Origin of the sequence: Nonomuraea sp. MTCD27 (assembly GCF_041950495.1) — a bacterium.
GTDB lineage: Bacteria > Actinomycetota > Actinomycetes > Streptosporangiales > Streptosporangiaceae > Nonomuraea.
In genome coordinates this window covers 29,196-55,656 of the sequence record NZ_JBGNUW010000023.1, presented here as the reverse complement: position 1 = coordinate 55,656, position 26,461 = coordinate 29,196, and the positions used below count along the sequence as shown (strand labels likewise).

Below are 26,461 nucleotides of genomic sequence, written 5' to 3'. Positions count from 1 at the left end.
CCGTATGATGCGTCGCCAAACGAATCTGACAAGGGGTACAACTCGGTGTTACCACTTTAGGAGTCGTGCGCGATTATTTCGAGTCAGCCGGATGGCGCTTGCGGGGGAGTCGGCTTGTTTAAGCACGTCAGCCAGGTGAAGCTGCAAGGGAGTCGACCCGACCTGACTTACTCCCACTAGAGAGAGATTTTCGGTGATGCCCTCCTCTTCGGCGAGCCGGTTTTATGACTGGAATTTGGCCGCAGGCACCGGTGAACGGCGAGTCGAGCTCAACGACGAAACCTTACGCGACGGCCTGCAGAGCCCTTCCGCGCGCCAGCCCACATTGGCCGAGCGCATGCGCCTGCTCCGGCTCATGGACCGGCTCGGGATAGAGGCGGCGAGCATCGGCATGCCGGCCTCCGGGGCGGCCGCCAAGCGCACCGTCACGGAGCTGGCCGCGTTCGGCGCCGAGGCGACGCCGCGGCTGCGGCTGCACTGCGCCGCCCGGACCGTGACAGGTGACATCCAGGCCGTCGCCGACGTCAGCCAGCAGCTCGGCCGCCCGCTCGACGTGATGGCCTTCATCGGCTCCAGCCACGTGCGGATGGACGCGGAGGGCTGGACGGCCGCGCAGGTCGAGCAGGCGGTCCGCGAGGCCGTCCGGTTCGCCGTCGCGGAAGGGCTGCCGACCTGCCTGGTCACCGAGGACAGCACGAGGGCCAGGCCCAGGCTGCTGCGCCGCCTCTACCTCGCGGCTCTGGACGAGGGGGCCGTCCGGATCTGCCTGTGCGACACCGCCGGACACGCCGAGCCCGCCGGGGCCGCGGCGCTGATCCGCCACGTACGCGAGAAGATCCTGGACCCCGCCGGCCACGACCACGTGCCGATCGACTGGCACGGCCACAACGATCGCGGCCTGGCGCTGGCCAACGCGCTGGCGGCCATCGACGCGGGTGCCTCGCGCGTGCACGCCACCGCGCTCGGCATCGGCGAGCGGTGCGGCAACACGGCGATGGACCAGCTCCTGGTCAACCTGGGCCTGCTGGGCGACGGGCGCGACCTGGACATGCTGGACGAGTACTGCCGTACGGCGTCCGAGGTCGTCGGCCGCCCCATCCCGCCCGAGTATCCGGTGTTCGGCAGGGACGCCTTCTTCACCGCCACCGGCGTGCACGCCGCGGCCGTGGCCAAGGCGGAGCGGGCCGGGGACAGGCGGCTGGCGGACCTGGTCTATTCCGGCGTCCCCGCCTCGCGGTTCGGGCGCCGGCAGGAGATCGGCGTGGGCCCGACGAGCGGGCGCTGGAACGTCCACAGCTGGCTGCGGCGCAAGGGCCTGCCCTCGGACCCGCCGGTCATCGACCGGATCCTGACCGCCGCGCGCAGCGCGACCCGCGTGCTCACCGACCGCGAACTGACCGCTCTCGCAGCGGACTGACGCCGCTCACCACAAGGAAGATCACCATGGCGAACTTCAACCTGCTCGGCCCCGTAGAGATCGTCGTCGACGGCCACGCGCGCACGCTCGGCCAGCACAAGCTGCGCCAGGTGCTGGCCGTGCTGGCACTGCGGGCCAACCAGATCGTGGACACCGACCTGCTGATCCAGGAGCTGTGGGACGAGCGCCAGCCCAAGAACGCGCGGACCATCCTGCACACCTACGTCTACCAGCTCCGCAAGACCTTCGAGCAGGACGGGCTGTGCCGGCACGGCGAGGAGCTGGTGGAGACCCGGACCGCCGGCTACCTGCTGCGGGCCGGCGACGACGACATCGACGTCTTCCGGTTCGACCGGCTCGTCCGGGAGGGGCGGCGGCTGCTCCGCGACGGCGACGTGGCGGGGGCCGCCGCGCTGCTGCGCCGCGGGCTGGACATGTGGTCGGGGCGGGCGGTGGCCGACGTGGTGCCGGGGCCGGTGCTGCACGGGCACACGGTCGCGCTCGACGAGCAGCGGGTCTGCGCCCTGGAGATGCGCATCGAGGCCGACCTGGAGCTGGGCCGGCACCGTGACGTCCTTCCCGAGCTGCGCCTGCTCGTCGAGACGTACCCGTACAACGAGGGGCTCCACGGCCAGTTGATCAGTGCCCTGGGCCGGTGCAACCGGCGCAACGAGGCCCTGCACGCCTACCAGAACCTGCGCCACCTCCTCGACGAGGAGCTGGGCCTGGCCCCCTCGCCGCAGATCCAGGAGCTGCAACGCGAGCTGCTGTCCGCCGGCATGCTGAAGAGGATGGCGTCATGAACGCGATCGCACCCTAGCGGGCGCGGGTCTTGGCCGCGTCGTTCAGGTGCCGTACGGCGAAAGCCGCCGTCGCCGCCGCTCCCCTGGCGCAGCTCAGCGCCTCGCGGGCACCGTCCACGCTGCCCTGGGGGAAGGCGGCGACCGCCCCGGCCGCGCAGGAGATGAGCTCCTGCGTGGCCTGCACCATCAGCTCCTCGCAGCCGTCCAGGTCGGCCACCCGGTCCCGGGCGGTCTCGAGCAGGTCCAGCACCTCGCCTATGTCCGTGCTCATGATGTCTCCTCCAGTCGTATGACCCGGCCGCCGTCCCGGCCGCCGCTCTCCGCGGCGAGCGCGGCGGCCCAGCCGGTCGGCAGCTCCTCGGGCGGCACCAGGTGGTCCAGCACTTCGGGGAAGGCGACCAGGTGCGCCTCACGTACCGGGACGCGGGTGAGAGCGTCCACGTCGGCCGGCGAAAGCCCGCCCGCGCCGGCTATCTCCACGGGTCCCGCCGGGATGAGCGCGCCGCCGGGCAGGGCCCGGGCGACGGCCTGCAGGCTGGCCAGGTGGAGGCCGGCGGGCACCTGGGCGACCCGCTCGGCCGCCGCGCGGAACTCCGCGCCCACGCTCAGGGCGTCCACCACTCCCCGCTGCATCACGGGCAGGTACGTGGCCTGGAAGTAGCCGCCGACGCAGCTCAGCCCGCGGGCGAACGCCAGGGTCGCGAAACAGGTGAACAGCGAGGGCAGCAGCTGCCCGCCGAGCAGCGCCGGCACCAGGTCCTCAGGACCGAACTTCCACTCCAGCCGGTGGCCGCGCTCGTCGATCCCGGTGAGCAGCTCGCCGTCGAGTGTCAGCGGCACCCGCCGGCCCGCGGCGCTGAGGCCCCAGAAGAAGACCGTGCCCCGCGACGGGTCCCGCTGCCAGCAGGCCCGCACCCCGTCCAGCCCGCCGAGCAGCGCGTCGCGCACCTGGGGCACGAAGAACAGCTGGTGGACCAGGCTGCCGGGGTCGTGGAGATCCCGGCTCAGCAGGGCGGCGCTGATCGGCTCGATCGCCAGCTGCACCAGCCGGGCGGGCGGATCGGCCTGGAACAAGCCGTCCCACAGGGCGGTGTTGACGCGGGTGGCCTGGAGGGCGTGCGAGGGCAGCGACAGCGTGGCGGGGGAGGCGTACACCTGGTGCAGGACGTCGTCCGCGCTGCGCGCGCAGAACGCGGAGACCTCCCCGTCCCGCCGCATCCGCGCCAGCCGGCCGCGCGCCCGGTCGATCATCCCGGCGTCGTACGGCCGCGCGGCCAGCACGGTCCGGTGCTTGTCGCGGTTCGGCTGGATGGGCAGCCGCTGCGGCAACGACCCGACCTCGCCGTGCCGGGGGTCGTAGAGCCGCAGCCCCATGGGGTAGGTCAGGTTGTTCATGCTGACCGAGCCGAAGCCGAGCACGACGACGTCGCGCGGGGCGCCCGGCCGCAGCGCGAAGAGCAGCGTGCCCTGCACGGAGTCGGCGAAGGTGTCCACCCCGAAGTGGTTGGAGGTGGGCACGATCGGCTGCGCGCGCAGGCCGGCCACCGCCTCGGCGGCCACGGCGGGGCCGTACCAGGCCGCCGTCTGGTCAGCGACGACCTGGTACAGGTCCTCCCTGCTCTGCCACGGCTCGGACCGGCCGGGGCGGAGCCCGGCCAGCAGGTCGGCCAGCGGGGCGTCGCCGAGGCGCCGCAGCGTGTCGCGGACCAGCGGCGAGTGCCGCGCCGCCAGGTCGAGGACGTGAGCACCCAACGTCATGGCTTCAGCTCCACGGATAGAGGACGATCTTGCCGCACTCGTGGCGGGACTGCCGGTCGAACGCCTCGCCGATCCGGTCCAGCGGGTAGCGGTGGGTGATGAACCTCTCGATCTGGTCGGGCACCTCGCCGATCAGGTGGAGCAGCCGGCCGGCGTCGTTCAGGTTGATGTCCAGGCTGCCCATCAGCGTCACCCCCTTCTGCACCAGGTCGTCGTCCACGCGCACGGTCAGCTCGCCGGGCTCGGCCAGGAAGCCGACCGTGCCCAGGCGCCTGACCGCGTCGACGCACAGCCGCTGGTACTCCGGCTGCCCGGAGCAGTCGATCGCGAAGTCCACGCCGCCGGTGAGCGACCTGACCTGTTCGAGCGGGTCGCCGTCGCGGGGGTCCAGGACCGTGGCGCAGCCCAGCTCGCGGGCCAGCCGGGCCCGGTAGGGGCTGCGGGCCACGCCGATCACGGTCGCGCCGCGGTACCGGGCGTTGATCACCCCGCCCAGGCCGACCGCGCCCAGCCCGGTGATGAGCACGGTGTCGAAGGAGCCGACGCCCATGCGCTGCATCACCCCGAACGTCGGCCCGAGGCCGCAGCAGGCCATGGCGGCGTGATCCAGCGGCATCGCGTCGGGCACCGGTACGCAGAGCCAGGCGGGCTTGACGGCGTACTGGGCGAACCCGCACTCGCCCGACTCGCTCTTGCACACCTCCAGCGGGTCCTCGGTGCCGGCGCAGTGCGAGTAGTAGCCGCGCCGGCACAGCTCGCAGGTGCCGCAGGGATAGCCGCACAGCGCCACGACCCGGTCGCCGGGCCGCAGCCGGGTGCCCTCGGGCGCGTCGGCCACGACGCCGGCCATCTCGTGGCCCAGCGAGTCGGGCCGGTTGCGCTCCAGGTAGACCTGGTCGCGGTAGGCCAGGTACTCGTTGCACATGGGCGCGGCCTCGACCTTGAGCAGCACGTAGTCACGGCCGATGGCCGGATCCGGCTTGTCGACGACCGCGCAGGCGCGCGGGCCGGTGATCCGTACGGTCTTCATCGGCCCGGCGCCAGATACTGGCCGATGCTGCCGCGCCGGCGCACGTCCACGGTGACGCAGTGGAAGGAGCCGCCGAAGGTGTACACGTGCCGGAAGTCCACCGGGACGCAGCGGAAGCCCCAGTCGGTGAGCAGCTCCATCATCGGCTCCTCCTGGCGCTCCACCACGACGGTCCGCTCGTCCAGGGAGAGCATGTTCATGCTCACCCACGGGCTGCAGAAGTACATCGGCCAGTCGCGCGGCAGCGCCGGTCGCGGCGCCTGGCGGATCTCCCAGCCGCGGAACAGGTCGGTGGGCACGTAGCGCTCCTGGTTGACCAGCAGCTTCCCGGGCGCCAGCGGCAGCAGCGTGGCGTCGATGTGCATGGCGTGCGGGTCGTTCACCTCGATGGTGCGTACGCGGAACGCGCTGCCCAGCGCCCGCTGCACCCACCGGATGCCGAACGCGTTGGTGACGTGGCTGCGCTGCACCACGAGGTCGCGGCCGAACCGCATGAAGTCGGCCGCGTCGAAGACCGGCTCGAACTCGGTGATCGCCCACCCGTCGTGCTCGCCGGTGCGGAACAGCTCCTCGGTGAGCTGGGGGCGGGGGGCCTGCAGCCACCGGGCGTCCTGGTTGAAGTACGACTTGAGCAGCGGCCGGAACGGGTCACCGTCGAACTGGCGGCAGCGCCACGACATCGGGGACTCGATGATGGTCTCCCCGACGACGATGAGGTGGTCGCGCGGCATGGCCGAGTAGAGCCCGCCGGAGGTCGCCCAGTGCGGCGTGGCGAGCTCGGCGCCGTGGTCGGCGGGCTCCGGCCGGACCACCTTGACGCCCTCGGCCGCCAGGGTGCGGGCCAGCCCGTCGAGCTCCTCGTCCGCGGCGTCCACCAGGTCCTGCGGGAACGGCTGCCCGCCCCGCTCCTGGAAGAGCCGCCACGAGCTGGGCGGCATCGTGGCGCGCATGGACTCCTGCCAGGTCGGGAAGACGCCGCCGGACAGCCGCCCGACGATCACCTCTTCCAGCGGATCCCACTCGTTGTAGGAGCTCACCACCTTGGCCGGTGCGCGGCGGTCCTGGCGGGCCGGAGCAAGCGAGGACACGGTCATGGGAAATACGCCTTTCTGTTCTCGGGTAACAGCGTTGATCCGGGATCAGCTCGCCAGCCCGCCGGCCGTCTCGCCGCCGTCGATGACGAAGCTCTGCCCGGTCACGAATCCCGCCTCGTCGCCGGCGAGGTAGGCGACGAGCGCGGCGATCTCCGCCGGCCGGCCCAGCCGGCCGAGCGGTATCTTGCGCGCGCATTCCGCCAGGGCGGCGGGGGAGTACTCCGCCTCCTGCATCGGCGTGAGCACGTAGCCCGGGCAGACGGCGTTGACCCGGATCTGCGGCGCCAGCTCCAGGGCCATCGTCTTGGTCAGCTCGATCACCCCCGCCTTGCTCACGTTGTAGGCGCTGTAGTCCGGCATGCCGACCATCCCGCTGACCGAGGCGATGTTGACGATGGCCCCGCCGCGGTCGCGCATGCGCCGGGCGGCCCGCTGGGAGACCAGGAACACGCCGGTCAGGTTCACCCGCAGGATGCGGTCCCAGTCGGCCAGCGGCACGTCGAGGAAGGCGCCCGGGCTGCTGATGCCGGCGTTGTTGACGGCGACGTCCACCCCGCCCCAGCGGCGGCCGATCTCCTCGAACGCCTCGTCCACCGCCGCCGGTTCCGCCACGTTGGTGACGAGCCCCAGGTCGGCTCCCGGTACGCGGTCGTCGAGCCGGTCCATGGCCGCCTTGTCGCGGTCCATGACGGCCACCCGGGCGCCGTCGTCGACGAAGCGGCGGGCGATGGCGGCGCCGATGCCGGAGGCCCCGCCGGTGACGATCACTCTGCGCTCAGCCGGTGTCTTCATGGATGCTCCGCCAGGTCTCGGGGTCGAGGGCGCTCGCCGTCCGCGGGTCCTCGCTCAGCCGCCGGTAGAAGCTCGCGTTGTGCTGCCGCACCTGGTCGGCGGCGGCGTTCAGCACGCTGTCGGGGGAGAGGTCCAGCAGCCACACCGGCCGCAGCTTGGCGCCGTACAGGGCCTTGGCCTCGTACGACTTGAGGCCCGCGTGGACCCAGCGCAGCCCGAGCTCGGCCGCCAGGTCGAGCTGGGCGGCCAGCACGACGTTGCCGTACTCGGCCGCGCCGGACAGCCGGTCGTAGTCGAAGCCGGCCCAGCGCAGGAAGATCGCGTCGGTGCCCACGTAGTACAGGCAGAACCCGACGGGGTCGCCGCCGTCGCGGCAGCAGAGCGCCACCCGGGCGGCCGCGCCCATGTGCACCGCGTGGCTGTTCAGCGCCACCCGTTCCACCTCGGGCTCGCTGTCGATGCCGTATTTCGCCAGGGTCTTGGACGCCGGCACCGCCAGCAGGTCGACGCAGTCGGCCAGCGGCAGGTGCCTGATCTTGTACCCGGCGTCCTCGAAGGCCCGGCGGCCGGTGCGGATGCGGTAGCGCTTCTTGGACGACAGGTAGCCGGGCCAGCCGTCGACCGCGGTCCACGCGTCGGCGTCCATCACCACGGCGGGCGCGGTGACCCCGGCGCGGCGGGCCAGCTCCAGCTCGGACGTGGGCAGGTACATCGCCACGCAGGGCCGGCCGGCCGCCCGCGCCCGCAGCTCCTCGATGAGCGCGGGCACACCCTCCGGCGCGCCCAGGAAGTGGGTCTGGTAACCCTCGCGGGGCCCGACCATCAGCCCGGCGGGCGGGGGCGCCGGCAGGCCGCGCGCCGCCAGCTGCTCGGTCCACCGGTACAGCGGCAGCGCCGGCGGCTCGGTCAGCTCCACGTACGGCACGGCGGCCCCGTCGCGCACCACGGCGTCGCCCGCCCCGCCGTATTCCGCCGCGCAGAAGCGCAACCAGGCACTGGTCGAGTAGAAATGCGGTCCGGCCAGCTCGTCCCAGGCGGCCGGGGTCAGTCCAGCGAGCACAGCGTCTCCTTCGGGCCGAAGATCTCGTCGCCGACCGACCGGATGCGGGTGACCGCGAAGACCACGGCCCCGGCCAGCAGGGCGGCCACGGCGATCACCATCGCCGTCCGCACGCCGAGCCGCTCACCCAGCAGCCCGCCGAGCAGCCCGCCCAGCGGGATCGTGCCGAAGACGAAGAACCGGTAGGTCGCCGTCACCCTGCCGAGCAGCTCCGGCGGCACGAGGGCCCCGCGCAGGCTCAGGCTGTGCACGTTGAACACGGCCAGCGCGAGGCCGTACACGAACAGGCCGGCGGCCAGGACCGAGCCGGCCACGAGCGGGGACCCCGAGGCCGCGGGCACCAGGCCGAGCGCGGCACAGCCGAGGATCATCGTCCAGACCATGGTGCGGCCGACCCCGAGGACCTGGCCGGCGCGGTCGGCCACGAACGAGCCGGCCAGCGCGCCCACGCTCCCGACGGCCAGGACGGCGCCCAGGAGGCTGGTGGACAGGTGCAGCTCGCGCACGCCGTACAGCAGGTACAGGGTGAGGATGACCTGCTCGAACAGGTTGAACCAGGCCGAGCCCACGGTGAGCGGGCGCAGCAGGGGGTCGCGCAGCGTGGTGGCCAGGCCTTCTTTGATCTCCGTCCAGGTGGAGGCCCGGTCCGCCGGCCGGTCGGGGGGCGGCTCGCGGTGCCGGATGGCCGCCACGCTGACCGCGGCGGCCAGGTAGGTGACGGCGTTGGCCACGATCGAGACGGGCGCGGTCAGCCACTGGACGAGCAGGCCGCCCACGCCCGGGCCGCCGATGGACGCGATCGAGTACGTCGCCTCCAGTCGGGAGTTGGCCTGGACGAGCTGGTCCTTGGACACCAGGGACGGCAGGTAGACGACGTAGGCCACGTCGAAGACGGCGGTGAGCAGGCCGGTCAGGAAGGCGATGGCGTACAGGACGGGCATGGACAGCAGGTCGGCCACGTAGAGCACGGGGACCAGGCCGAGCAGGGCCGCCCGGCCCAGGTTGGCGACGGTCAGGGCGGGGCGCTTGCGGTTCCCGTCCAGCCACACCCCGGCGAACAGGGTGATCAGCAGCACCGGCGCGAACTGCATGGCGGTCAGGACGCCCAGCTCCCCGGCGGTGGCCTGCAGGGTGAGGATCGCGGTCAGCGGCAGGGCCAGCACGGTGATCTGCGCGCCGAACTGCGAGATCGTCTCGCCGCCCCACAGCTTGAGGAAGTCGCCGTGACGCCAGAGGCCGGCCATCACGCCACCTGAGCCGCGCCGAGCCTCTGGTGCAGGGTCGCCAGCTTGGGGCGGTACCGGGGGGCGTCGGCCGGGTCGGCCGCGTACCACAGCGACCACAGCTCCACGCCGGTGAAGCCGTAGCGGCGCTTGAAGTCGTCGTTGCCCTTGCCGAGCTCCAGGCGCTCCCACCCGCGCTCCAGCCCCATCCGCAGCAGCTCGTACAGCGTGAACAGGTACGGGCTGACCTCCTTGACCACCGTGTGGTCCATGCCGCCGGACCACAGGTAGAACCGGCGGTCGTGCTCCATCCCGACGAAGGCGGCGACCGTGCGGCCTTCCCAGTCGGCCCGCAGCAGCCGGCCGTGGGGGGTGCTCGCCACTGCCTGGAAGCCGGCCCGGTCGTACAGGACGGGCCAGTCGTGCCGCACGGCCGAGCCGTTGGCCAGCTCGACGACCTCGTCGATGCGCTCGGGCGCGGGATCCTCCTCCATGATCAGCCGCATCCCCTTCTCGGTCGAGCGCCGCCACCGCCTGCGCCACTCCCGGCGCTTGTCCACGTCGCCGAGGTCCGGCTCGGGGCCGCCGCCGATCGTCCGGTGGTAGGCGTGGTCCAGCCGCACCATGCCGTCGGGCTGCCGGACGGTGGCCCACTCCAGGGCCGCCTCCAGCGGCAGGTTGAGCACGAGCAGGCCGCAGGTGCCGGGCATCTGCCCCGTCGCGTAGTCCATCAGGCCGGCCACCTCGTCCGGCTGTTCGGCCAGGTACGCGGGGCCGTACCCGGCGTAGAGCGAGCCGAGGGTGAGGATCGGCCGGTCCCAGATCCGGCCCAGCTCCGTGTCGAGCTCGTAGCCGTGCCAGAAGGGTGAGTATTCGAGGCGCTGGAGGAGGGGCCGGTCGGTCTGCCGCAGCCGCTCGACGGTGTTGCCGCTCCACGCGGTGAGCCATTCCTCGGTGTCGAATACGGTGCGTGGATAATGCGTGATGTGTGGCATTGTCATGGTTTCCTCCACGGTACGGCGGCGCCGTATTCGGCAAACCGTTCGCCGTGAAAAGCGGCGCTCACCATGGTGCCCAACTCGTAATGCCAGAATTCCCATGAGTACGGCGCGAAACCTGCGCCGAGCATCGCCCAGTAGAGCATTCGGCGCAGCCGCCGGTATTCGGACCGGGGGTCATTCTCGTAATGCGTGAGCCAGGACCGCTCGTTGAACTCGTCGAACTCCGCGCCGAGATCCAGCTCACGACCCTCGGAATCGCACAGCGTGACGTCCACCGCGCCCCCGGTGGTGTGCGGCGGCGGCGAGGTCAGGAACTCCTCCTGGTCGGTGGGCGGCAGCGCCAGATACATCTCGACCGTGGCGTCGTCGCCCGGATCGGGCAGCGTCCGGCGGAACTGCTCGACGATCTCGGCCTGGGTCTCCAGCGTGCGCAGGCCGTCCCAGACCAGGATGCCGATGCCGTCGGGCAGCGCGGCCGAGGCGCTCCGCAGCCCCGCCAGCACCCGGCGCCGAACGAAGACGCGGCTGTCGGCGGCGGCGATGCCGCGCCGGTGGTAGGCGGGGCCGGCGTGCACGTCCGGCACGCCGGCCACCTCCACCAGCGGCTCGCCGCACTCGCGCACCCCAATGCCCGGCGGCGGCGACACCGTTGGCTCGATGACGATGGGCCCGTCCAATGTGGTGATCATCGTCAGCTCCCGAACCATGCCTTGGCGAACCCCTCGGACAGATCGGGTGGCAGCTCGACGGGCTCGGCCGGGGAAAGGCCCTCCACGGGGGCGGTGTAGCCCCACGCGTAGGCGCCGGAGTTGGGCAGGACGACCAGGTCTCCCTCGGCCATCGGGGGCAGCGTGGCGTGCCTGGCGATCACGTCGAAGGAGTCCATGACCGGGCCGAGCACGGCCGCGGGCACCGGGTCGCCGGACCGCGCGGCGGCGGCGATCTCCACGCCGGCCTCGGGCTCGATGAAGGTGGTCTCGAACAGGCCGGCGTACGCGCTGGTATCGAGATGGACCAGCCGCCGCCCGGCCACGACGCGATCGGCCACGACCCGGCTCAGCATCGCCATGGCCGGCTGGCAGAGATAGCGGCCGGGCTCGCACAGCACGTCCACGTCCGGCGGCAGGGCCTGGGCGATCCGCTGGAAGAAGCCCGGGTGATCGTGGTGGAACCGGTCGCGGGAGCCGGGGAACCCGCCGCCGATGTTGATCGTCGGCACGGCGACACCCGCCTCGGCCAGCCGCTCCCGCAGGCCCAGCAGCACGTCGAGACCGCGCAGGTACGGCTGCGCCTGCTCCATCTCGGCCCCCGCGGTGCCGACGAAGAACGACAGCGCCTCGACCTCGATGCCGCGTTCGACGGCCCGCCCGGCCAGGCCGGCGAGCACGTCAGGGGTGTTGCCGAAGCGCACGATCGAGCGGGTGGACTCCCCGGCGTCGGGCGGCCGCAGCCGCAGGGTGATCCTGGCCGTGTCCGGCAACATCTCCAGGCCCCTGGTGTCGTCCACCACGAACCGGGTCACTCCGGACGCGAGGATCCTCTCCAGGTTTCCCGGCGTGATGACCGGGTTGAGATAGGCGATGCGGTGCGGCGAGACCCCCAGGTCGAGCAGGGTGGCGAGGTGCCCGGGATTGGTGACGTTGAACTCCTCCACCAGCGGGTCCAGTGCCCGCAGCACCAGCGGGTGGGCGTTGGCCTTGGTCGCGTACGAGATGCGGGCGCCGAGCCGGGTCCGCAGTTCGGCCACCCCGGCGCGCAGCGTGGCCGGGGCGAACAGGAACGCCGGCGTCTCGACCCGCTCCTTCTCCGCCCAGTCGGCCACCTGGTCGACGAGCTGCTGGGAAAGCATGACGGCTCCTCAGTGGTAGTCCGGACCACGCAGCAGGTAGCCGAGTTCGATACCGCTGGAGTCGATGTGCGGGTCGGTGGAGGTGAAGCCGGCCACGGTCAGCCCGGCCCGCCGGAACAGCTCGTCCCAGTAGGCCTTCCTGGCCAGGCGCTGGCGGGTGAAGTAGTGGATGAGGAAGTACGGGTTCCAGAAGTTCCTGGCCACGCCGTGCCGCATGACGGCCGGGTTGCCGATCTCGTCGCTGACCTCGATGACGACGACGTTGATCCGCGGGAACCGGGCGACGACGTCGCGCAGCAGGTCGAGCACCGCCTCCTCGCCCTCTTGGGCCAGGATCTCCTGCAGCACGTAGCCCAGGACGATCAGGTCGGGCCGGCACTCCGGGGGCGGGTCGCGCAGGAAGTCGGTGGCCGAGGCGTTCACCAGGCGGACCCGCTCGGCCATGCCCGTCCGCTCCACCAGGCCGACCGCCGCCCGGTAGCCGTCCGGGTCCGGCTCCACCCCGACCGCCCGCAGGCCGGGGACGGCCTTGGCGAACTCCGTGAGGTACAGCGCGTTGCCGCAGCCGAGGTCGAGCAGCTCCTGAGCGGTCACGCCGCCCTGCTCCAGCAGGTCGAGGGTCATCGGCATGCCGTCGTAGCGGCTGATCTCGCAGCTGCCCACGCCCACGTACGCGCCGTTGCGGGTGCAGTCGGGGGCGCCGCGGGCCAGGGCGCCCCCGATCTGCTGGATCGTGGTGGCGTACCCGCCGATGAGGAAGGTGTACCAGGCACGGAACTCGTCGAGCCCGCGCGCCCGTCCCGTCAGCGCGACGCGGTCGTCCGCCAGCTGCACGATGTCCTCGTTGGCCAGGTAGAGCAGGAAGCCGCGCAGCCGGTCGACGTCCATGGTCAGCTCGTCGGCGAGGGCCGGGATCGGGACCGGCGGCCGGTCGGCCAGGGCGTCGTAGATGCCGGTGTCGAAGAGGTGGTGGATGCCCACCGCGAGGAAGTGCTCGGTGATGGGCCGGATCGCCTCGACGAGCCGCAGCTCGAACGACGGGTCCACGGTCGTCCTGAGCGGGCTGGCCAGGGTCGTGGTGGTGGTCACGGCGTCCTCCCGGATCGGTCGTCGGCCGGCCCGGTGGCCGGATCGTTCTCGCGCGAGAAGTCGCCCCAGCGCAGCAGGTCGAACAGCCGCTTGCCGGTCGATGGCGGGCTGAAGAAGAACGTGGTCTGCTCCCGGCGGCGCAGCAGCCCGTGCGCGACGAAGTCCCGTGCCGTCGCGGCCCAGTACCGGGGACCGCTCCTGAGCAGCAGCGAGGCGTAGTCGGCCGCGGTCATCGGGCGGCCGAACCAGTGGTTGACGGAGACGGACGGCGTACGCGCCCTGATGTCGTGCCAGCACCCGCGCGGCATGAACAGCACGTCGCCCGGCCCCACGGTGCCCGCGTAGAACACCGCCCGGCGCAGCCGCGGGAACCGGTCCAGGTCCGGGTCCATCAGGTCGACCTGGCTGTTGACCAGGTTGCCGGGGAACGGGTAGACGTCACGGGCGTGCTCCCACGGCACCAGCACCACGTGCTTCTCGCCCCAGATCTGGCAGAAGAAGTTGTCCTTCAGATCCGAGTGCAGCATCGACCTGGTGCCGGCCGAGCCGATCCACACCCGGGTGTCCGTGCCGTCCGGCAGGCCGCCGCTGAGCGGCTCGAAGTCGTAGTCGCAGGCCGGGAACAGCTCGGCGGCCCGGGTGTAGGCCAGGTAGCAGGGCGAGTCCGCCGGGGTGGTCAACATGGTGTGGACGAACTCGGCGAACGGCAGCGTGCGCTCGTAGTTCTTCTGGTCCTGGGGGAACAGCACGCCGTTGGCCGGCAGCCCCATCAGTGCGGTGACGGGGCGCCGGCCGTGCGTGCCGGCCAGGTTCTCGGGCGTCCAGCGAGTCCTGGCCGGCCACGAGTCGGACAGCCCGGGGAACACCATGGGGCCCGAACGGTCGGCGATGGCCTGCCGTACCGCGGCGGGCGTGGGGTTGCCGTGGCGGGGCAGCGGCCGCACGTCGAGACCGGCCTCGCGCAGCGTGTCGGCAGGGTCAACCTGCTGGTGCAGCGAGCACATGAATGGGGTCCTTAGCGGATCGACGGTTGCCGGGGTTCTGGGACGCGGGCGAGGTCCGGGGGGACCGACGTCTCGGGTACGACCGACGTCTCGGGTACGACGCCGACACAGACCAGGCGCGGCTGGCCGGTCACGACATATCCGGATTCGGTGCTGGTGACGGTGAGGGCGGCGCCGGGCTGGTACCAGCGGCACCGGTGCGGCCAGAACTCGATCTCGCCCTCGGGCAGGAGCCCGAGCTCCCTCCCGACGTGCGCCATGGCCACCGTGCCCGAGCCGCAGGCCAGCGTCTCGCAGTTGATCGCGCGCTCCCACGTGCGGTACTCGACCCGCCGCCCCTCGACCCGGGCGAAGTTGAGGTGCACGCCCTGGGGAAAGAGGTCCCGGTAGGCCCGGTTGACGTGGGTGCCGATGTGGTGGGCGAGGGCGACCGACTCCGTGATGTCGTCACCGTCCGGCCTGCCGATGGCGCCCCGCGCGTCGATGAACAGCTTCTCCGCCAGCTCGTCCGGCAGCCCGTGCCCGCGGAACAGCGCCAGATGGGGCTCGCCGCTGAAGGTCAGGTAGCCGCCCAGCTCGCCCACGCCCGGCACGTCGAGGCCGCTGATCCGGTCGATCCCGTCGGCCGGGGGCGGCCCGTTCCGGTTGATCAGCTCTGCCGGGACCGGGCGCGTCTCGCCCATGTCGACCCAGGTGCGGCGACCGTCCCCCTCCGCGCCGATCTGCACCGGCCGGGGCCGTCCGGTGGGGAGCTCGGTGAGCACCCGCCACTGATCGCCGCCGTGCTCCCGCCTCAGCACGGCGGCGGTGCACAGCAGCCCGTTCCCGCAGGACAGCGTCTCGGACCCGTCCACCTCGAAGATCCGGAAGACGTAGTCGGCCGGGCCGGTGGCCTCGGAGAGGTACAGGACGTTGTCCGTCCCCCCGATGCCGAAGTCGCCGTTGAGCGCCCAGCGCGCGAAGCCGGCCCGCTGCTCGTCGCCGGCCAGCGGCGTGCGGGTCTCGTCGACGATGATGAACGTGTTGCCGAACGAGGTGTACTTGCTGAACCGGATGTCCATGGTCACACCGTTGTGGGGATGGGACCGGTGGCCACCGGCAGCCCCACGTCGCTCTGGATGAGCGACTTGACGCCGGCCGCCAGCTCGGTGGAGTCGTCGGGCAGGCGCGTACCGAAGAGGTTCTCGCAGTGCCTGGCCCGCAGGTCACGGTCCTTGCCGTGATATTCGGCCCGCCGGTGCATCATGCGGTAGTTGTCGATCACCGCGACCTCGCCGGCCGACCAGCCGATCTCGATCTCGTGCTCGAACGCCCAGCGCTCCACGATCTCCAGCAGCTCCCGCGGCACCGGAGTGCCGTCGCCCAGCGTCATGCCGTAGAACGTCTGCTCCGTCATCGCCTGCAGCATCGTGTTGCTGAAGCTGTCGTCGCCGTTGGGCGTCCTGATCACGATCGGTGTCTCGCAGCACGTGTACAGCGTGCCGTCGGGGAGGAACTGGTGGCTGAAGCCGGGCAGCGAGTCCAGCACCTGCCCGACCTCCCCGGCCGTCGCCCCGCCGGCCGCCGTCCGCCAGGTCTCCTCGCCCCAGTGACGCTCGAAGCGGAGCGTGTTCGCCCGGCAGAACTCCCGCCAGCGCGGGCTGAGCTCGTTGAGCAGCCGCACCCCGTCGACCGCCCCCGTGGGCGCGCCGCCGTCACTGCCCTCGAACAGGCACAGGAACCAGATGGCATCCGGCCTGTAGGGGTTGTAGGAGTCCTCGGCATGGAAGCCCAGCGCCTCCCCACCCTCCGGGTAGTGCACGTGGCGGGCCCCGGCACACGTACCGAACCGCCCGGTGAAGGCCTCGAACTCCGCCAGGGTCGGCTGGTATCCCGTGAAGTGCACGTAGCCGTCCTTCTTCAGGAGCGGTACGACGATCGCGGGGTCGATGTCCGCGAGCCGCTCACCGGGACCGGCGGCGATTTCGCAGCCAATGGTCTTCGAGAGAATCTTCATGCCACACCTTCCGGATGTTCCGGCCGTCCATCACCGCCCAGAATCACCCGTCTGGCTATATTGGCTGTCCAACCCCGTTGATGCGCCGCTGAAACACGTGGTGAGCCGTTCCCGGCGCGGAGGAGCGTCACATGACGGTCGTTCCTACCGCCTCCACCGGCGGCAGATCCTCGGGAACCAGGACCAGCGGCCGCTCACCCTCCGCGTGGTGGCTCATGATCCGTGCGCTCCCGCCATCAGCGCGGCCAGGTCCTCCGGCTCGATGAACGACGGCGGCACCGGCGGCCCCCAGCTGTAGAGGATGCGCATGTCCTGGAACACCTCCGGCTCCCAGATCGCCTCGTCCACGATGCAGTCCAGGTCGGAGTAGTACTCGGAGAAGTTGCCCGCCGGGTCCTTGAGGTACCAGAAGAAGTTCGAGCCGATGTGGTGGCGGCCCAGCCCCCACACATGCCGTTCCGGGTGCCCTTCCAGCATCCGGTGGGCGCCGCGGCCGATCTCGTCGACGTCCTCGACCTCCCAGGAGGTGTGGTGCAGGTACGGGATCGGCGCCGGCTGGACCAGCAGGTTGTGGTGGTCGGTCGAGCAGCGCAGGAACGCGGCGATGCCCGGCACCTCGTCGCTGACCTTGAACCCGAGGCCCTCGGTGAAGAAGCGCCGGCTGGCCTCCTGGTCGGTGGAGCCGAGGACCACGTGGCCGAGCTTGCGCGGCCGTACCGGCTGCTCGCGCAGCACGCCGGGCGCGCGGGCGTCGACCCGGTCGGCGCGGCCGGGCCCGTTGTAGACGGGGGCGGGCTCGGCCGGGCGGGCGATCCGTTCGGCGACCGACACCTGGACGCGGACCTTCGTGCCGGGGTCGGTCACCCGGCCGTCAGCATCGAGCGCCAGGTCCAGCCGGGCCAGGCCGGCCCCGACGCGGCCGAGGTCGTCGGCGTCGTCCACGCCGATGCCCAGCTCGACCAGCCGCCGGGTGGGCGCGTGCACCAGGTGGAGCTGCTCGCCGCCGTCGGCGGTGGCGAAGGTGTGCTCGCCGGTGGCGAGCAGCCCGAAGTCGGCGTAGTAGGCGACGGTCTCGGCGACGTTCGGGACGCCGATGGTGATCCGGGTCAGGCGGTGCAGTGTCATGGTCAGGCTCCCGTGAACGTGGTGCGGAGGGTGCCGATGCCCTCGATCGTGCTGTGCAGGTGCTCGCCGGGGGTCAGGAAGCGGGCCGGGGTACGGGTGCCGCCGATGCCGCCCGGCGTACCGGTGAAGATCACGTCTCCCGGCAGCAGCGGGGTCACCGACGACAGCCGCTCGACCAGCTCGGGCACCGAGAAGATCATCTGGCTGGTACGGGCGTGCTGCATGCGCTCGCCGTCCAGGTAGCAGGCGATCTCCAGATCGTCGGGATCGGCGAACTCGTCCGGGGTCACCAGCCACGGCCCCATCGGCCCGAACCCGGGGAAGGACTTGCCGAGGGAGAACTGCTGCGGCTGCGGCGGCGACAGTTGCGTGATGCGTTCCGACAGGTCCTGCCCCACCGTCAGCCCCGCCACGTACGACCAGGCGTCCCCCGCGGCCACCCGGTGGGCGGGCCGGCCGATCACCACCACCAGCTCCACCTCCCAGTCGGTCAGCCCGCCCTCCGGCAGCACGACGACGGCGTCCTGACCGGTCAGGCAGGAGACGAACTTGGTGAACACCGGCGGCCGGGCCCCGGGCTCGATCCGCGACTCCTCGGCGTGGTCGCGGTAGTTCACCCCGATCGCGAACACCTGGCGCGGCGCGGGCGCCGGAGCCCCCAGCTCCGCCTCGGCGATCGGCACGGGTTCGGCGGCGTCCGGGCTCCAGGCCCGCAGCTCGTCCCAGCGCTCGAACAGCGCCTGCGGGTCGGCCGGAAACCGCCCACCGCCGGCCTTCTCGATGTCGATCGCGCCGCCGTCGGCCAGCAGCACCGCCCGGCCGGCAAGGTTGGCAACCCGCATGAGCTTCCCTTCGTCCATCGGCTTGTCACCCCGATTCAACGAAGGCCGGGCCCGCGGCCGCTTGCGCGCCCAGCCCAAAGTCTCGCCGCCGATTGGTCCCGGCGGTGACCCCGCCCGCGCTCAGCGCCCCGACGGGATGCGGCGCCGGCACCAAAGGGCCGCCTGCTCCGGCCTCGAAGGTTCGCTCCCCGCTCGGCCGGATGGTGGGAGCCGAGGAGGTCAGGCGTCGTCGCGCTGGTGGAGTGCAGCGACCACCTCGGCGACGCCTGCGTCGGTGAGTACGAGCGGCCGGTAGCCCTCGCGGGCCAGGAGCCCGCCGGCGATGCTCGCGCGGCGGCCGGAGGCACAGGCGACGAGCACGGGCCGCTCCGGGTCGAGCTCGGCCGGAACGCCCTGGGTGAACAGGTCGGGCAGGAAGCGCTCGACGGCGCCCGCCAGTCGCGTCCGCTCCCGCTCGCTGGGCATCCGCACGTCCAGGAACTGGGCGTCGGTCTCGGTCAGGCGGTGGACGAAGGCGTCCAGGTCCAGCAGCTCGTACGCCTGCGTGGCGTCCTTTCCGAGGTCGCGGACGACGCCCCGCACGGTGTCGACCCCTACCTGGGCCAGCTGGGTGACGGCCTCGGTGACGTCCTGACCGGGCTCGGCGACCAGGGTGATCGGGTGCCGATAGGGGAGCAGCCAACCTGCCCAGCTGCCGAAGTCGTCGTCCAGCTCGATGCCCAGGGAGCCGGGGAGCATGCCACGGGTCTGAGCCTCGCGCGGCCGGACGTCGACGACGTACGTGCCCGCCGCCGGTCGCCCGAGCTCGGGCACGCTCATGGGCGGCATGGGCGGCACGCCGAGCGTGTTGGCCGGGCCCATGTGCCGGTAGAAGCCGGGGATGGGCATGGGCGCGGCCAGCAGCGCATCGGCGAACTCCTCCGGGTCCTCGATCGCCAGCAGCGGGTTGTCCTGCCGTTCGGCCCCGATGGTGGAGGTCAGCTTGCCGGAGCCGGTGGCGGTGCAGAACGAGCCCTTCCCGTGGGTCGGGTACAGGCCGACATCGGGCGGTAGCGCGGCCAGCCGGCGTAGCGAGACGTACTGGAGCCGGGCCAGCGAGCGGGCCCGGTCGGGACCGAGCAGATCTGGCCGCCCGGCCGAGGCGACCAGCAGGCTGCCGCCGGAGAACAGCGCGACCGGTTCGCCGCCGATGAGCACGAGGTAGCTCGTGTGCTCGGGGGTGTGGCCGGGTGTGTGAACGGGCCGGAGGGTCAGGCCGCCACCGCCGTCGATGTCCTCCAGGTGGAAGGCGGGCGTGTGCCGGTACGCGGGCGCGGCGGCCGCGGGCAGCACCAGCTCGGCGCCGGTACGCAGCGCGGCCTGCTCGGCGCCGGAGACGTAGTCGTTGTGCAGATGGGTCTCCAGCACGAATCGAACCTCGGCGGCACACTCGGCGGCGGCCCGCAGGAAGCGGTCGATGTCGCGCTGGGGATCGACGAGGACGCCCATGCCCTCATGGGTCAGCAGGTAGGTCTGGTCGCCCAGGCCGGGCGTCCGGAACGACATGACGTCCATCGTTCTTCTCCTCAAATCGAACAAGGCCGACCAGTCAACTGCCCAAGGAAGCCCGTGTCGTGTCAGTGGCGGCGTCAGGGCGGCGACGGCCCGGTGTCAGAGCGGTCGGCGATGGTTGAGCCCATGAACGGAACAGCGAACGCGGCGCCCACCGGCCGCACTCCACCAGCCGTCCGTTCAACCGAACCTCTCGTCGCAGATCTGAAGGAGCACCCCATCATGTCCATCACCCTTTCCGGCCAGGACACGCTCACCCTGCGGACCGCCGCCTGGGGCGCCGTCTCGCTGATGTCCGCCGCCGGTGCCGCCGGCTCGGCCCACAAGGCCGCCACCGAAGGCAGCATCGCCCTGACCTCCGCGACCGGCCCCGTCGGGCACGTGCTCACCAAGGCGCCCAAGGGCGTGAAGTACGGCAAGACCGTCGCCGCACTCGCCGACCAGGTGCTGCCCGCCTTGACGGCAGCCATGAGCCTGCTCAAGCAGCAGGACCCCGCCGAGGCCGGCAACTTCCGCCGCACCGTCATCGTCGCCGTCGAAGCGGCCACCCGGCCCCACAAGGGCGAGCCCAGCCCCACCATGACGGAGATGGCCCGCAAGATCACCGAAGCCCTCGACGCCTCCTGACGAGATGTGCATGCCGTCCCCGGACATCGGCTACGGGCTGGGCGTGCCGCTTCCCCGTCGCTGGATCTCGCCAGATTCTAAAATATCGTTCTAGTATCGGAAGGGAGGGTTCCTCAGTCGGCAAGGAGAGGACAGCCATGGGCGTACTGGAAGGCAAGGTCGCGGTCGTCACCGGAGCGAGCAGGGGCATCGGCGCCGCGATAGCGGTAAGGCTGGCCGCTGAGGGTGCGAAGGTCGTCGCCGCCGCCCGTACCGTCGACGCGTCGCAGAGCCGCCTCGAAGGGACGATCGGCGACACCGTCGCCCGGATCGAGGCGGCCGGTGGCACCGCCTTCGCCCAGGCCACCGACCTGTCGCGGGAGCAGGACAGGCGGGCGCTCGTCGAGGCGGCCGAACAGCGGTACGGCACGGTCGACATCCTGGTCAACAACGCCGCGGTCACCTACTTCACGCCGGTGTCGGACTTCACCGACCGTCGCTACCACCTGATGTTCGAGGTGCAGGTCAACGCGCCCTTCCACCTCGCCCAACTGGTGATGCCCGGGATGCGGGAACGCGGTGAGGGCTGGATCCTCAACATCTCCTCCATCGCCGCCCGCCACCCGACGTTCCCGCCCGGTCCGCACGCCGGTTTCGGCGGCACGGTGTACGGCATGTGCAAGGCCGCCCTCGAACGCTTCACCACCGGCCTCGCCGCCGAGCTCTACGCCGACAACATCGCCGTGAACGCGCTGTCGCCGAACCAGGTCGTCCCCACCCCGGGCACCCTCTTCCACCGCCTCACCACCGACGACGACCCGAACGCCGAGCCTCCCACCGTCATGGCCGACGCCGCCCTGGCCCTGTGCCACCGCCCGGTCGCGGAGCTCACCGGCCGCATCGCGTACTCGCAGGACTTGCTGACCGAACTCCAGAAGGGCTGAGGCCGGGGTCGCCCGCGGGCTGCCGGCCCCATCACTCCGGCCGCGTACGGCGCTCGCGCCCTTCCCCCGCCGGGCGTCCGAGCAGCTTGTCGATGTTGCGGCGCTCGCGTTTGGTGGGCCGCCCCGCGCCCCGGGCCCGGACGGCCACCGTCACGGTCTCCTCGCGGGGAGGCGGCGGAGGGCTCTTGTCGACGTAGCACTCGGCGGCCACGGCGGCGCCGACGCGCTTGGTGATGACCCGGGAGACGACGACGATGCGCTCGCGCCCCTCGTGCCGCAGCCGGATCTCGTCGCCGACCCGGACGACGTGCGCGGGCTTGACGCGTACCCCGTTGACCCGGACGTGGCCGCCCCGGCAGGCGTCGGACGCGATCGACCGAGTCCTGGTGAGCCGGACCGACCAGATCCAGCTGTCCACCCGCGCACTCACCTGCTCACCTGCCACTCCGACACCCTACTGAGTGCCGTGACACCCCGTCGATCGCGCAGGAGCCGGGTGTGCTGACATGCGCGTGCCGGATGCGGCCGATCCGATCCCCTGCCCGCGGGGTGGGTCAGACGGCGGCGTCGGTGGAGCGGCTGAGCTCCTCCCAGCCGGCCATGTCCTGCAGCCGGGATGCGAGCTCGGCGCGAATGCCGTCGATCGCGTCACTGCCCAGCACCAGCCGCAGGGGTGGGTTGCCGCTGTGGACGGCGGTGACGATGGCGCCTGCGGCCTTGGCGGGGTCGCCTGGCTCCTGGCCCCGCATCGAGTCGATGGTCGTCCGGAAGGCGCCGACACTGCCGTGATATGCCTCCGGCACCGCGGTGACGATCTTGCTCGCGTTGATCTGGGTACGGAACGCCCCGGGTTCGACGATCATTACGCGGACGCCGAGCGGGGAGAGCTCCTGGGCGAGCGTCTGCGACAGGCCTTCCAGGGCGAACTTGCCCGCGTGGTAGGCGCCGAATCCGAGGAAGGTGACTTGCCCGCCCATGGAGCTCATCTGCACGATCGTGCCGCTGCCCTGCTCGCGCAGGTGCGGCAGGACCGCCTTGGTGACCTCGGCGGCGCCGAAGAACAGCGTGTCCATCTGACTGCGCAGCTGGTCCATGTCGAGGCCCTCGACCGCGCCGAAGAGCAGGTTTCCGGCATTGTTGACCACGACGTCGATCCGGCCGTGGACGGCCAGTGTCGCCTCGACCGCATCCTTGATGGAGCCTGAGTCGGTCACGTCCAGCGTGGTGACGCTGACCTGGCCCTGGCCGAGCTCCACCAGATCGGCCAGGGCCTCAGGGCGGCGGGCGGTGGCCATCACCCGGTCGCCCGCAGCAACCGCGGCACGCACGAGCTCGCGACCGAACCCGGTGGAACAACCAGTGATCAGCCAGACCCGGGCCTGGCCGCCGGCGATGTCAGGCATGTGTGAATCTCCTTAGGTGTCGGGGTCGCCACGTGCTTCCCGCTGTCCACCAGCCTGTCCGGGGACCGTGATCCAGATCCAACACTCGCTTTCTGCCGCGCTACAGTCAGAAGCTGTGACCCATCCTGAGCTGCGGCAACTGCGGTATTTCGTCACGGTGGCCGAGGAGCTGAGCTTCACCCGGGCAGCGGAACGCCTGAGGATCGCCCAGCAGTCACTCTCCCAGCAGATCACCGCTCTGGAGCGCCGGCTGGGGGTGCGGCTGCTCGACCGAGACAGCCGTGGCACCCGGCTGACGGCTGTCGGAGGTACGTTCGTCTCCGAGGCCCGCGCCGTCCTGGAACGCACGGACCAGGCCCTCGCCGTCCTTCAGCGGGCGCGGCGGGGCGAGGTCGGCGATCTGCGCCTGGCCTTCCTGACCACCGTCGCCAACCATCTGCTGCCCCCGATCGTCCGAGCCCTGCGCGAGCAGTTGACGGACGTGCGCGTCACTACCGAGTCGACGGCCATCGCCACCCTCGTGGCGGGCGTCACCAGCGGGCGCTACGACGCCGCGTTCACCCGCCCGCCGCTGGCCGACGGCCTCGCGTCCCGAACGCTGACCAGCGAGCCCGTCTGCGCAGTCCTGCCCGAAGGTCACGTCCTGGCCGACCGCACCGAACTGGATCTGCGGGACCTGGCGGAGGAACGCTGGATCCTCACCCCGCCGAGCTCATGGGAGCCCTGGCACCGGGCCTACAACGACCACTTTCACGAGGCGGGCTTCATCCCCGACGTCGTCCACACCGACGCCAACCCCCAGAACCTCCTCGGACTGGTAGCCGCCGGCGTCGGCGTTACCCGCCTGGCCCGCTCTTCCCGGAGCCTTCGCCGTACCGGCGTGGTTTTCGTTCCCATCACCGGCGCCTACGCCCCCACCGACGTCATCTGGCGACCGGGTAACGACAACCCCGCGCTCGTGCGTCTGCTCGAGATCGTCACCAACCTCGCGGCAACCTGCGATCTCACTCGAAGCGGATGATCGAGGCGGCCGTGACGGTGGACCGTTCTGCCCGGGCCTGACCCGTTCCCGTGCTGCGCCGTTGAGCTATGGGGAGCGGTTCTCATGAAGTTCTCAGGCGAATTTGTGGCACTTTCAACTGAAATTTATGACTATGGGGCAATGGACCGCGTGCCGCCGGAGGCCGGTGCGGCCGAGGCTCAGCTAGCCCAGGGGGCCGTGGCCGGGAGGAGGGCTCGGCGGTTCGCCGTCGCGGGCGGCGTGGTTGTCGTCGTGGCGGTGCTGGCGTACTGGCTGGGAAGCAGTGGTGGGAACGGCGAAGGGGCCGCGCCCAGGCCGAGTGCGACGCCGTCGCCCAGTGCGACGCTCGCGGTGCCCGACGTCTTCAAGAGGGTCGGGCCGTCGGTGGTGGTCATCCAGGCAGGGGAGTCGCTCGGAACCGGGGTGATCGCGGCCGAGGACGGGACGATCCTGACGGCGCACCACGTCGTCAAAGGCACCAAGGACGTCAACCTGACGTTCGCGGACGGCACCAAGGCGAAGGCCGTCGTCGCCTCGTCGAATCCCAAGCGCGACGTCGCGATCCTCAAGCCCGCGGAGCTGCCGGAGATCGTCGTCCCGGCGACGATCGGTGGCGGCGTGGCCGTGGGCGCGCCGGTCGTGGCGATCGGCAATCCGCTGGGCCTGACGTACAGCGTCTCCACCGGAGTCGTGTCGGGCCTGAACCGGACCGCCGAGAAGGACCTGAGCGGGCTCATCCAGTTCGACGCCTCCGTGAACCCGGGCAGCTCCGGCGGTCCCCTCCTGGACGCTCGCGGCCTGGTCATCGGGATCGTCGTCTCGATCGCCGACCCGGGAGGCGACGAGGCGTTCGCCGGCATCGCGTTCGCGGTGCCGATCGGCGTGGCCCTGGGCGGTTCCGACGGCGACGGCCCGCCGGGCGAGGGACCCCTGATCTGACCGACGAGAAGGAACGCCATATGACCTCGACCAAGTCCCCCGAGTCGGCCCAGGCCCATCCACTCGAACAGGTGCTGTTCGAGGTCAAGCGAACGATCGTCGGCCAGGACATCCTGCTGGAGCGCATGGCCGTCGCGCTGATCGCCGACGGCCACCTGCTGGTGGAGGGCGTGCCCGGCCTGGCCAAGACGCTCGCGGTGCGGTCGCTGGCCGCCGCGATGGCCGGGAGCTTCCAGCGCGTCCAGTTCACCCCCGACCTGGTGCCCGCCGACCTCGTGGGCACGCGGGTCTACCACCAGCATTCCGGCGAGTTCAGGACGGAGCTCGGCCCGGTGTTCGCGAACCTGCTGCTGGCCGACGAGATCAACCGCGCCCCCGCCAAGGTGCAGAGCGCCCTGCTGGAAGTGATGCAGGAACATCAGGTGACGATCGGCCGTGAGACGTTCCGGGTGCCGGAGCCGTTCCTGGTCATGGCGACGGAGAACCCGATCGAGTCGGAGGGCACGTACCCGCTGCCCGAGGCGCAGGTCGACCGGTTCATGATGAAGGTGGTCGTCGACTATCCGACGCAGGCCGAGGAGCGGGCGATCGTCGACCGGGCGCTGCGGCCGCCGGAGCCGCCGCAGCCGATGGTGACGGCCGAGGACCTGATGGCGATGCGGGTCCGCGCTCAGGAGGTGTACGTCGATCCGGCGGTCGTCGACTACGCCGTACGGCTGGTCTCCGTGACGCGCTCCCCGGCGACGGGCGGGCTCGGCGAGCTGGAACGGTACGTCACGTACGGGGCGAGCCCGCGGGCGTCCATCGCGCTCGTCACGGGCGCCCGGGCGCTGGCGTTCCTGCGCGGACGCGACTACGTGCTGCCGCACGACCTGTCCGAGCTCGCGCTCGACGTGCTCCGTCACCGCCTCGTGCTGTCGTACGAGGCCCTCGCGGACGACGTCGACGCCGACACGATCGTCTCCAGGGTGCTCGGGGCCGTCCGGGCGCCCGACGTCGTCCTGCAGAGCCGTTGAGCGCGATGGCCACCGCCCCCGAGAAACTCCTGCTCCGCCTGGAGTGGAAGGTCGTCCGCAGGCTCGACGGCCGGCTCCAGGGCGCCCACCGCACCACGTACCGCGGCTCCGGGATCGACTTCACCGGGCTGCGCGCGTACAGCGAGGGCGACGACGCCCGCCACATCGACTGGAACGTGACCGCACGCCTGGACGAGCCGCACCTGCGCGTGTTCACCGAGGACCGCGAGCTCACGGTGTGGCTCGTGCTCGACCGGTCGGCGTCGATGACGGCCGGGCGGCCGGGGCGCGGCAAGCACGACGTACTCGCCGAGCTGGCGCTCGTCCTCGCCCGGCTGTTCGGACGAGGCGGCAACCGCGTCGGCGCGCTGCTGTTCGACACCGGGATGCTGCGCGTCGTGCCGCCCGGCACCTCCCGGCGGCACGCGCTGCGGATCGGTGCCGAGCTGGACCGCACCTCCACGGCGCACGGCGGCGCCACCACCGACCTGGCCGAGATGCTCGACGCGGCCGGACGGCTCGCGCGCCGCCGCGCGCTCATCGTCGTGCTGTCGGACTTCATCGGCGAAGGCGACTGGGAACGCTCGCTCCAGCGCCTGGCCAGGCGGCACGAGGTGGTCGCCCTGCGGATCGTGGACACGGCCGACGACGTGCTGCCCGAAGCCGGGCTGATCGTGGTCGAGGACGCCGAGACCGGCGAGCAACTCGTCGTCGACTCCGCCGACCCGCTGCTCCGGGTACGCTTCCACGCCGCCGTCGACGCCCGCGACGCCCGGCTCACGGCGGGCATGCGCCGGGCCGGGGTGCCCGTGCACCGCGTCGACACCGACCGCGACCTGGCCGAGGCGCTCGTCGAGGTCGTCGCCCGTACCCGGGACCGGTCGTCATGAGGTCGGCG

General features: G+C 71.7%; 27 protein-coding genes. 8 read left to right on the top strand and 19 right to left on the bottom strand.

Translation table 11 applies throughout. From position 1 onward, the window contains the following. Nucleotides 1–196 precede the first annotated feature (196 nt). Together ACBJ59_RS48350 and ACBJ59_RS48345 are read left to right on the top strand one after the other, a co-directional pair. On the top strand, nt 197–1,417 hold the full coding sequence (locus ACBJ59_RS48350; RefSeq protein ID WP_375116779.1) for a hypothetical protein: 1,221 nt from the start codon (nt 197–199) through the stop codon (nt 1,415–1,417). A gap of 26 nt (nt 1,418–1,443) precedes the next feature. Next, complete coding sequence (locus ACBJ59_RS48345) at nt 1,444–2,220, top strand: BTAD domain-containing putative transcriptional regulator (RefSeq protein ID WP_375116778.1); 777 nt, start codon at nt 1,444–1,446, stop codon at nt 2,218–2,220. 13 nt (nt 2,221–2,233) lie between these two features. On the opposite strand, the gene ACBJ59_RS48340 is transcribed toward ACBJ59_RS48345, so the two are convergent. The 17 genes from ACBJ59_RS48340 to ACBJ59_RS48260 form a co-directional block, all read right to left on the bottom strand. Further along, nucleotides 2,234–2,491 (bottom strand): hypothetical protein, encoded by a 258-nt coding sequence (locus ACBJ59_RS48340; RefSeq protein WP_364116724.1) that lies wholly within the window; start codon nt 2,489–2,491, stop codon nt 2,234–2,236. Further along, a complete protein-coding gene (locus tag ACBJ59_RS48335; protein WP_375116777.1) occupies nt 2,488–3,978 on the bottom strand; it encodes a hypothetical protein in 1,491 nt (496 codons plus the stop codon). Before ACBJ59_RS48335 ends, ACBJ59_RS48340 begins: the two co-directional genes overlap by 4 nt. Before the next feature lie 4 nt (nt 3,979–3,982). Then, on the bottom strand, nt 3,983–5,008 hold the full coding sequence (locus tag ACBJ59_RS48330) for a zinc-binding dehydrogenase (protein WP_375116776.1): 1,026 nt from the start codon (nt 5,006–5,008) through the stop codon (nt 3,983–3,985). Then, nucleotides 5,005–6,102 (bottom strand): hypothetical protein, encoded by a 1,098-nt coding sequence (locus ACBJ59_RS48325; protein ID WP_375116775.1) that lies wholly within the window; start codon nt 6,100–6,102, stop codon nt 5,005–5,007. Before ACBJ59_RS48325 ends, ACBJ59_RS48330 begins: the two co-directional genes overlap by 4 nt. Nucleotides 6,103–6,147: 45 nt before the next feature. Continuing rightward, nucleotides 6,148–6,894: an SDR family NAD(P)-dependent oxidoreductase gene (locus ACBJ59_RS48320; protein WP_375116774.1), complete on the bottom strand. Its 747-nt coding sequence runs from the start codon at nt 6,892–6,894 to the stop codon at nt 6,148–6,150. Beyond that, nucleotides 6,878–7,954: a GNAT family N-acetyltransferase gene (locus tag ACBJ59_RS48315; protein WP_375116773.1), complete on the bottom strand. Its 1,077-nt coding sequence runs from the start codon at nt 7,952–7,954 to the stop codon at nt 6,878–6,880. The genes ACBJ59_RS48320 and ACBJ59_RS48315 overlap by 17 nt, the downstream gene beginning before the upstream one ends. After that, a complete protein-coding gene (locus ACBJ59_RS48310) occupies nt 7,939–9,198 on the bottom strand; it encodes an MFS transporter (protein ID WP_375116772.1) in 1,260 nt (419 codons plus the stop codon). Before ACBJ59_RS48310 ends, ACBJ59_RS48315 begins: the two co-directional genes overlap by 16 nt. After that, entirely contained in the window at nt 9,198–10,178 is a 981-nt protein-coding gene (locus tag ACBJ59_RS48305; protein ID WP_375116771.1) for a GNAT family N-acetyltransferase, read from the bottom strand. The genes ACBJ59_RS48310 and ACBJ59_RS48305 overlap by 1 nt, the downstream gene beginning before the upstream one ends. After that, nucleotides 10,175–10,885, bottom strand: coding sequence for a M15 family metallopeptidase (locus ACBJ59_RS48300; RefSeq protein ID WP_375116770.1), 711 nt, complete (start codon nt 10,883–10,885; stop codon nt 10,175–10,177). The genes ACBJ59_RS48305 and ACBJ59_RS48300 overlap by 4 nt, the downstream gene beginning before the upstream one ends. Further along, nucleotides 10,870–12,027 (bottom strand): hypothetical protein, encoded by a 1,158-nt coding sequence (locus tag ACBJ59_RS48295; protein WP_375116769.1) that lies wholly within the window; start codon nt 12,025–12,027, stop codon nt 10,870–10,872. The genes ACBJ59_RS48300 and ACBJ59_RS48295 overlap by 16 nt, the downstream gene beginning before the upstream one ends. A gap of 9 nt (nt 12,028–12,036) precedes the next feature. After that, nucleotides 12,037–13,116 (bottom strand): methyltransferase domain-containing protein, encoded by a 1,080-nt coding sequence (locus ACBJ59_RS48290; protein ID WP_375116768.1) that lies wholly within the window; start codon nt 13,114–13,116, stop codon nt 12,037–12,039. Further along, entirely contained in the window at nt 13,113–14,120 is a 1,008-nt protein-coding gene (locus ACBJ59_RS48285) for a cupin-like domain-containing protein (RefSeq protein WP_375116767.1), read from the bottom strand. The genes ACBJ59_RS48290 and ACBJ59_RS48285 overlap by 4 nt, the downstream gene beginning before the upstream one ends. A gap of 11 nt (nt 14,121–14,131) precedes the next feature. Beyond that, the gene (locus tag ACBJ59_RS48280; protein ID WP_375116766.1) at nt 14,132–15,181 is read right to left on the bottom strand and encodes a diaminopimelate epimerase; all 1,050 of its coding nucleotides are present in this window, start codon (nt 15,179–15,181) and stop codon (nt 14,132–14,134) included. A gap of 2 nt (nt 15,182–15,183) precedes the next feature. After that, nucleotides 15,184–16,116, bottom strand: a complete 933-nt coding sequence (locus ACBJ59_RS48275; RefSeq protein ID WP_375116765.1) for a TauD/TfdA family dioxygenase — start codon at nt 16,114–16,116, stop codon at nt 15,184–15,186. A gap of 213 nt (nt 16,117–16,329) precedes the next feature. After that, a complete protein-coding gene (locus ACBJ59_RS48270; RefSeq protein ID WP_375116764.1) occupies nt 16,330–17,241 on the bottom strand; it encodes a VOC family protein in 912 nt (303 codons plus the stop codon). 2 nt (nt 17,242–17,243) lie between these two features. Next, entirely contained in the window at nt 17,244–18,101 is an 858-nt protein-coding gene (locus tag ACBJ59_RS48265; RefSeq protein WP_375116763.1) for a fumarylacetoacetate hydrolase family protein, read from the bottom strand. 201 nt (nt 18,102–18,302) lie between these two features. Next, nucleotides 18,303–19,637 carry an MBL fold metallo-hydrolase gene (locus ACBJ59_RS48260; RefSeq protein WP_375116762.1) on the bottom strand — a complete coding sequence of 445 codons (1,335 nt, stop codon included), beginning with the start codon at nt 19,635–19,637 and terminating at the stop codon, nt 18,303–18,305. A 219-nt stretch (nt 19,638–19,856) separates the two neighbouring features. Here ACBJ59_RS48260 and ACBJ59_RS48255 point away from each other — a divergent pair, with 219 nt between their 5' ends. Together ACBJ59_RS48255 and ACBJ59_RS48250 are read left to right on the top strand one after the other, a co-directional pair. Continuing rightward, nucleotides 19,857–20,261 carry a hypothetical protein gene (locus tag ACBJ59_RS48255; protein ID WP_375116761.1) on the top strand — a complete coding sequence of 135 codons (405 nt, stop codon included), beginning with the start codon at nt 19,857–19,859 and terminating at the stop codon, nt 20,259–20,261. A 137-nt stretch (nt 20,262–20,398) separates the two neighbouring features. Beyond that, entirely contained in the window at nt 20,399–21,184 is a 786-nt protein-coding gene (locus ACBJ59_RS48250; protein WP_375116760.1) for an SDR family NAD(P)-dependent oxidoreductase, read from the top strand. Between the two features lie 31 nt (nt 21,185–21,215). On the opposite strand, the gene ACBJ59_RS48245 is transcribed toward ACBJ59_RS48250, so the two are convergent. Further along, a complete protein-coding gene (locus tag ACBJ59_RS48245) occupies nt 21,216–21,629 on the bottom strand; it encodes an RNA-binding S4 domain-containing protein (protein WP_375116759.1) in 414 nt (137 codons plus the stop codon). Between the two features lie 109 nt (nt 21,630–21,738). After that, complete coding sequence (locus ACBJ59_RS48240) at nt 21,739–22,587, bottom strand: oxidoreductase (protein ID WP_375116758.1); 849 nt, start codon at nt 22,585–22,587, stop codon at nt 21,739–21,741. Between the two features lie 115 nt (nt 22,588–22,702). Here ACBJ59_RS48240 and ACBJ59_RS48235 point away from each other — a divergent pair, with 115 nt between their 5' ends. The 4 genes from ACBJ59_RS48235 to ACBJ59_RS48220 all read left to right on the top strand — a co-directional run bounded on the left by ACBJ59_RS48235 (nt 22,703) and on the right by ACBJ59_RS48220 (nt 26,453). Beyond that, nucleotides 22,703–23,608: a LysR family transcriptional regulator gene (locus ACBJ59_RS48235; RefSeq protein WP_375116757.1), complete on the top strand. Its 906-nt coding sequence runs from the start codon at nt 22,703–22,705 to the stop codon at nt 23,606–23,608. Nucleotides 23,609–23,749: 141 nt separating this feature from the next. Further along, nucleotides 23,750–24,547 (top strand): S1C family serine protease, encoded by a 798-nt coding sequence (locus ACBJ59_RS48230; protein WP_375116756.1) that lies wholly within the window; start codon nt 23,750–23,752, stop codon nt 24,545–24,547. 20 nt (nt 24,548–24,567) lie between these two features. Beyond that, a complete protein-coding gene (locus ACBJ59_RS48225; protein WP_375116755.1) occupies nt 24,568–25,563 on the top strand; it encodes an AAA family ATPase in 996 nt (331 codons plus the stop codon). Nucleotides 25,564–25,568: 5 nt separating this feature from the next. After that, nucleotides 25,569–26,453, top strand: a complete 885-nt coding sequence (locus ACBJ59_RS48220; RefSeq protein ID WP_375116754.1) for a DUF58 domain-containing protein — start codon at nt 25,569–25,571, stop codon at nt 26,451–26,453. The last annotated feature ends 8 nt before the right edge of the window (nt 26,454–26,461 follow it).

Bases quoted from the DNA above. Each gene is read 5' to 3' on its own strand.
- ACBJ59_RS48350 (WP_375116779.1), top strand. From the start codon at position 197: ATGCCCTCCTCTTCGGCGAGCCGGTTTTATGACTGGAATTTGGCCGCA.
- ACBJ59_RS48345 (WP_375116778.1), top strand. From the start codon at position 1,444: ATGGCGAACTTCAACCTGCTCGGCCCCGTAGAGATCGTCGTCGACGGC.
- ACBJ59_RS48340 (WP_364116724.1), bottom strand. From the start codon at position 2,491: ATGAGCACGGACATAGGCGAGGTGCTGGACCTGCTCGAGACCGCCCGG.
- ACBJ59_RS48335 (WP_375116777.1), bottom strand. From the start codon at position 3,978: ATGACGTTGGGTGCTCACGTCCTCGACCTGGCGGCGCGGCACTCGCCG.
- ACBJ59_RS48330 (WP_375116776.1), bottom strand. From the start codon at position 5,008: ATGAAGACCGTACGGATCACCGGCCCGCGCGCCTGCGCGGTCGTCGAC.
- ACBJ59_RS48325 (WP_375116775.1), bottom strand. From the start codon at position 6,102: ATGACCGTGTCCTCGCTTGCTCCGGCCCGCCAGGACCGCCGCGCACCG.
- ACBJ59_RS48320 (WP_375116774.1), bottom strand. From the start codon at position 6,894: ATGAAGACACCGGCTGAGCGCAGAGTGATCGTCACCGGCGGGGCCTCC.
- ACBJ59_RS48310 (WP_375116772.1), bottom strand. From the start codon at position 9,198: ATGGCCGGCCTCTGGCGTCACGGCGACTTCCTCAAGCTGTGGGGCGGC.
- ACBJ59_RS48305 (WP_375116771.1), bottom strand. From the start codon at position 10,178: ATGACAATGCCACACATCACGCATTATCCACGCACCGTATTCGACACC.
- ACBJ59_RS48300 (WP_375116770.1), bottom strand. From the start codon at position 10,885: ATGGTTCGGGAGCTGACGATGATCACCACATTGGACGGGCCCATCGTC.
- ACBJ59_RS48295 (WP_375116769.1), bottom strand. From the start codon at position 12,027: ATGCTTTCCCAGCAGCTCGTCGACCAGGTGGCCGACTGGGCGGAGAAG.
- ACBJ59_RS48285 (WP_375116767.1), bottom strand. From the start codon at position 14,120: ATGTGCTCGCTGCACCAGCAGGTTGACCCTGCCGACACGCTGCGCGAG.
- ACBJ59_RS48280 (WP_375116766.1), bottom strand. From the start codon at position 15,181: ATGGACATCCGGTTCAGCAAGTACACCTCGTTCGGCAACACGTTCATC.
- ACBJ59_RS48275 (WP_375116765.1), bottom strand. From the start codon at position 16,116: ATGAAGATTCTCTCGAAGACCATTGGCTGCGAAATCGCCGCCGGTCCC.
- ACBJ59_RS48270 (WP_375116764.1), bottom strand. From the start codon at position 17,241: ATGACACTGCACCGCCTGACCCGGATCACCATCGGCGTCCCGAACGTC.
- ACBJ59_RS48265 (WP_375116763.1), bottom strand. From the start codon at position 18,101: ATGGACGAAGGGAAGCTCATGCGGGTTGCCAACCTTGCCGGCCGGGCG.
- ACBJ59_RS48260 (WP_375116762.1), bottom strand. From the start codon at position 19,637: ATGGACGTCATGTCGTTCCGGACGCCCGGCCTGGGCGACCAGACCTAC.
- ACBJ59_RS48255 (WP_375116761.1), top strand. From the start codon at position 19,857: ATGTCCATCACCCTTTCCGGCCAGGACACGCTCACCCTGCGGACCGCC.
- ACBJ59_RS48250 (WP_375116760.1), top strand. From the start codon at position 20,399: ATGGGCGTACTGGAAGGCAAGGTCGCGGTCGTCACCGGAGCGAGCAGG.
- ACBJ59_RS48240 (WP_375116758.1), bottom strand. From the start codon at position 22,587: ATGCCTGACATCGCCGGCGGCCAGGCCCGGGTCTGGCTGATCACTGGT.
- ACBJ59_RS48230 (WP_375116756.1), top strand. From the start codon at position 23,750: ATGGACCGCGTGCCGCCGGAGGCCGGTGCGGCCGAGGCTCAGCTAGCC.
- ACBJ59_RS48225 (WP_375116755.1), top strand. From the start codon at position 24,568: ATGACCTCGACCAAGTCCCCCGAGTCGGCCCAGGCCCATCCACTCGAA.
- ACBJ59_RS48220 (WP_375116754.1), top strand. From the start codon at position 25,569: ATGGCCACCGCCCCCGAGAAACTCCTGCTCCGCCTGGAGTGGAAGGTC.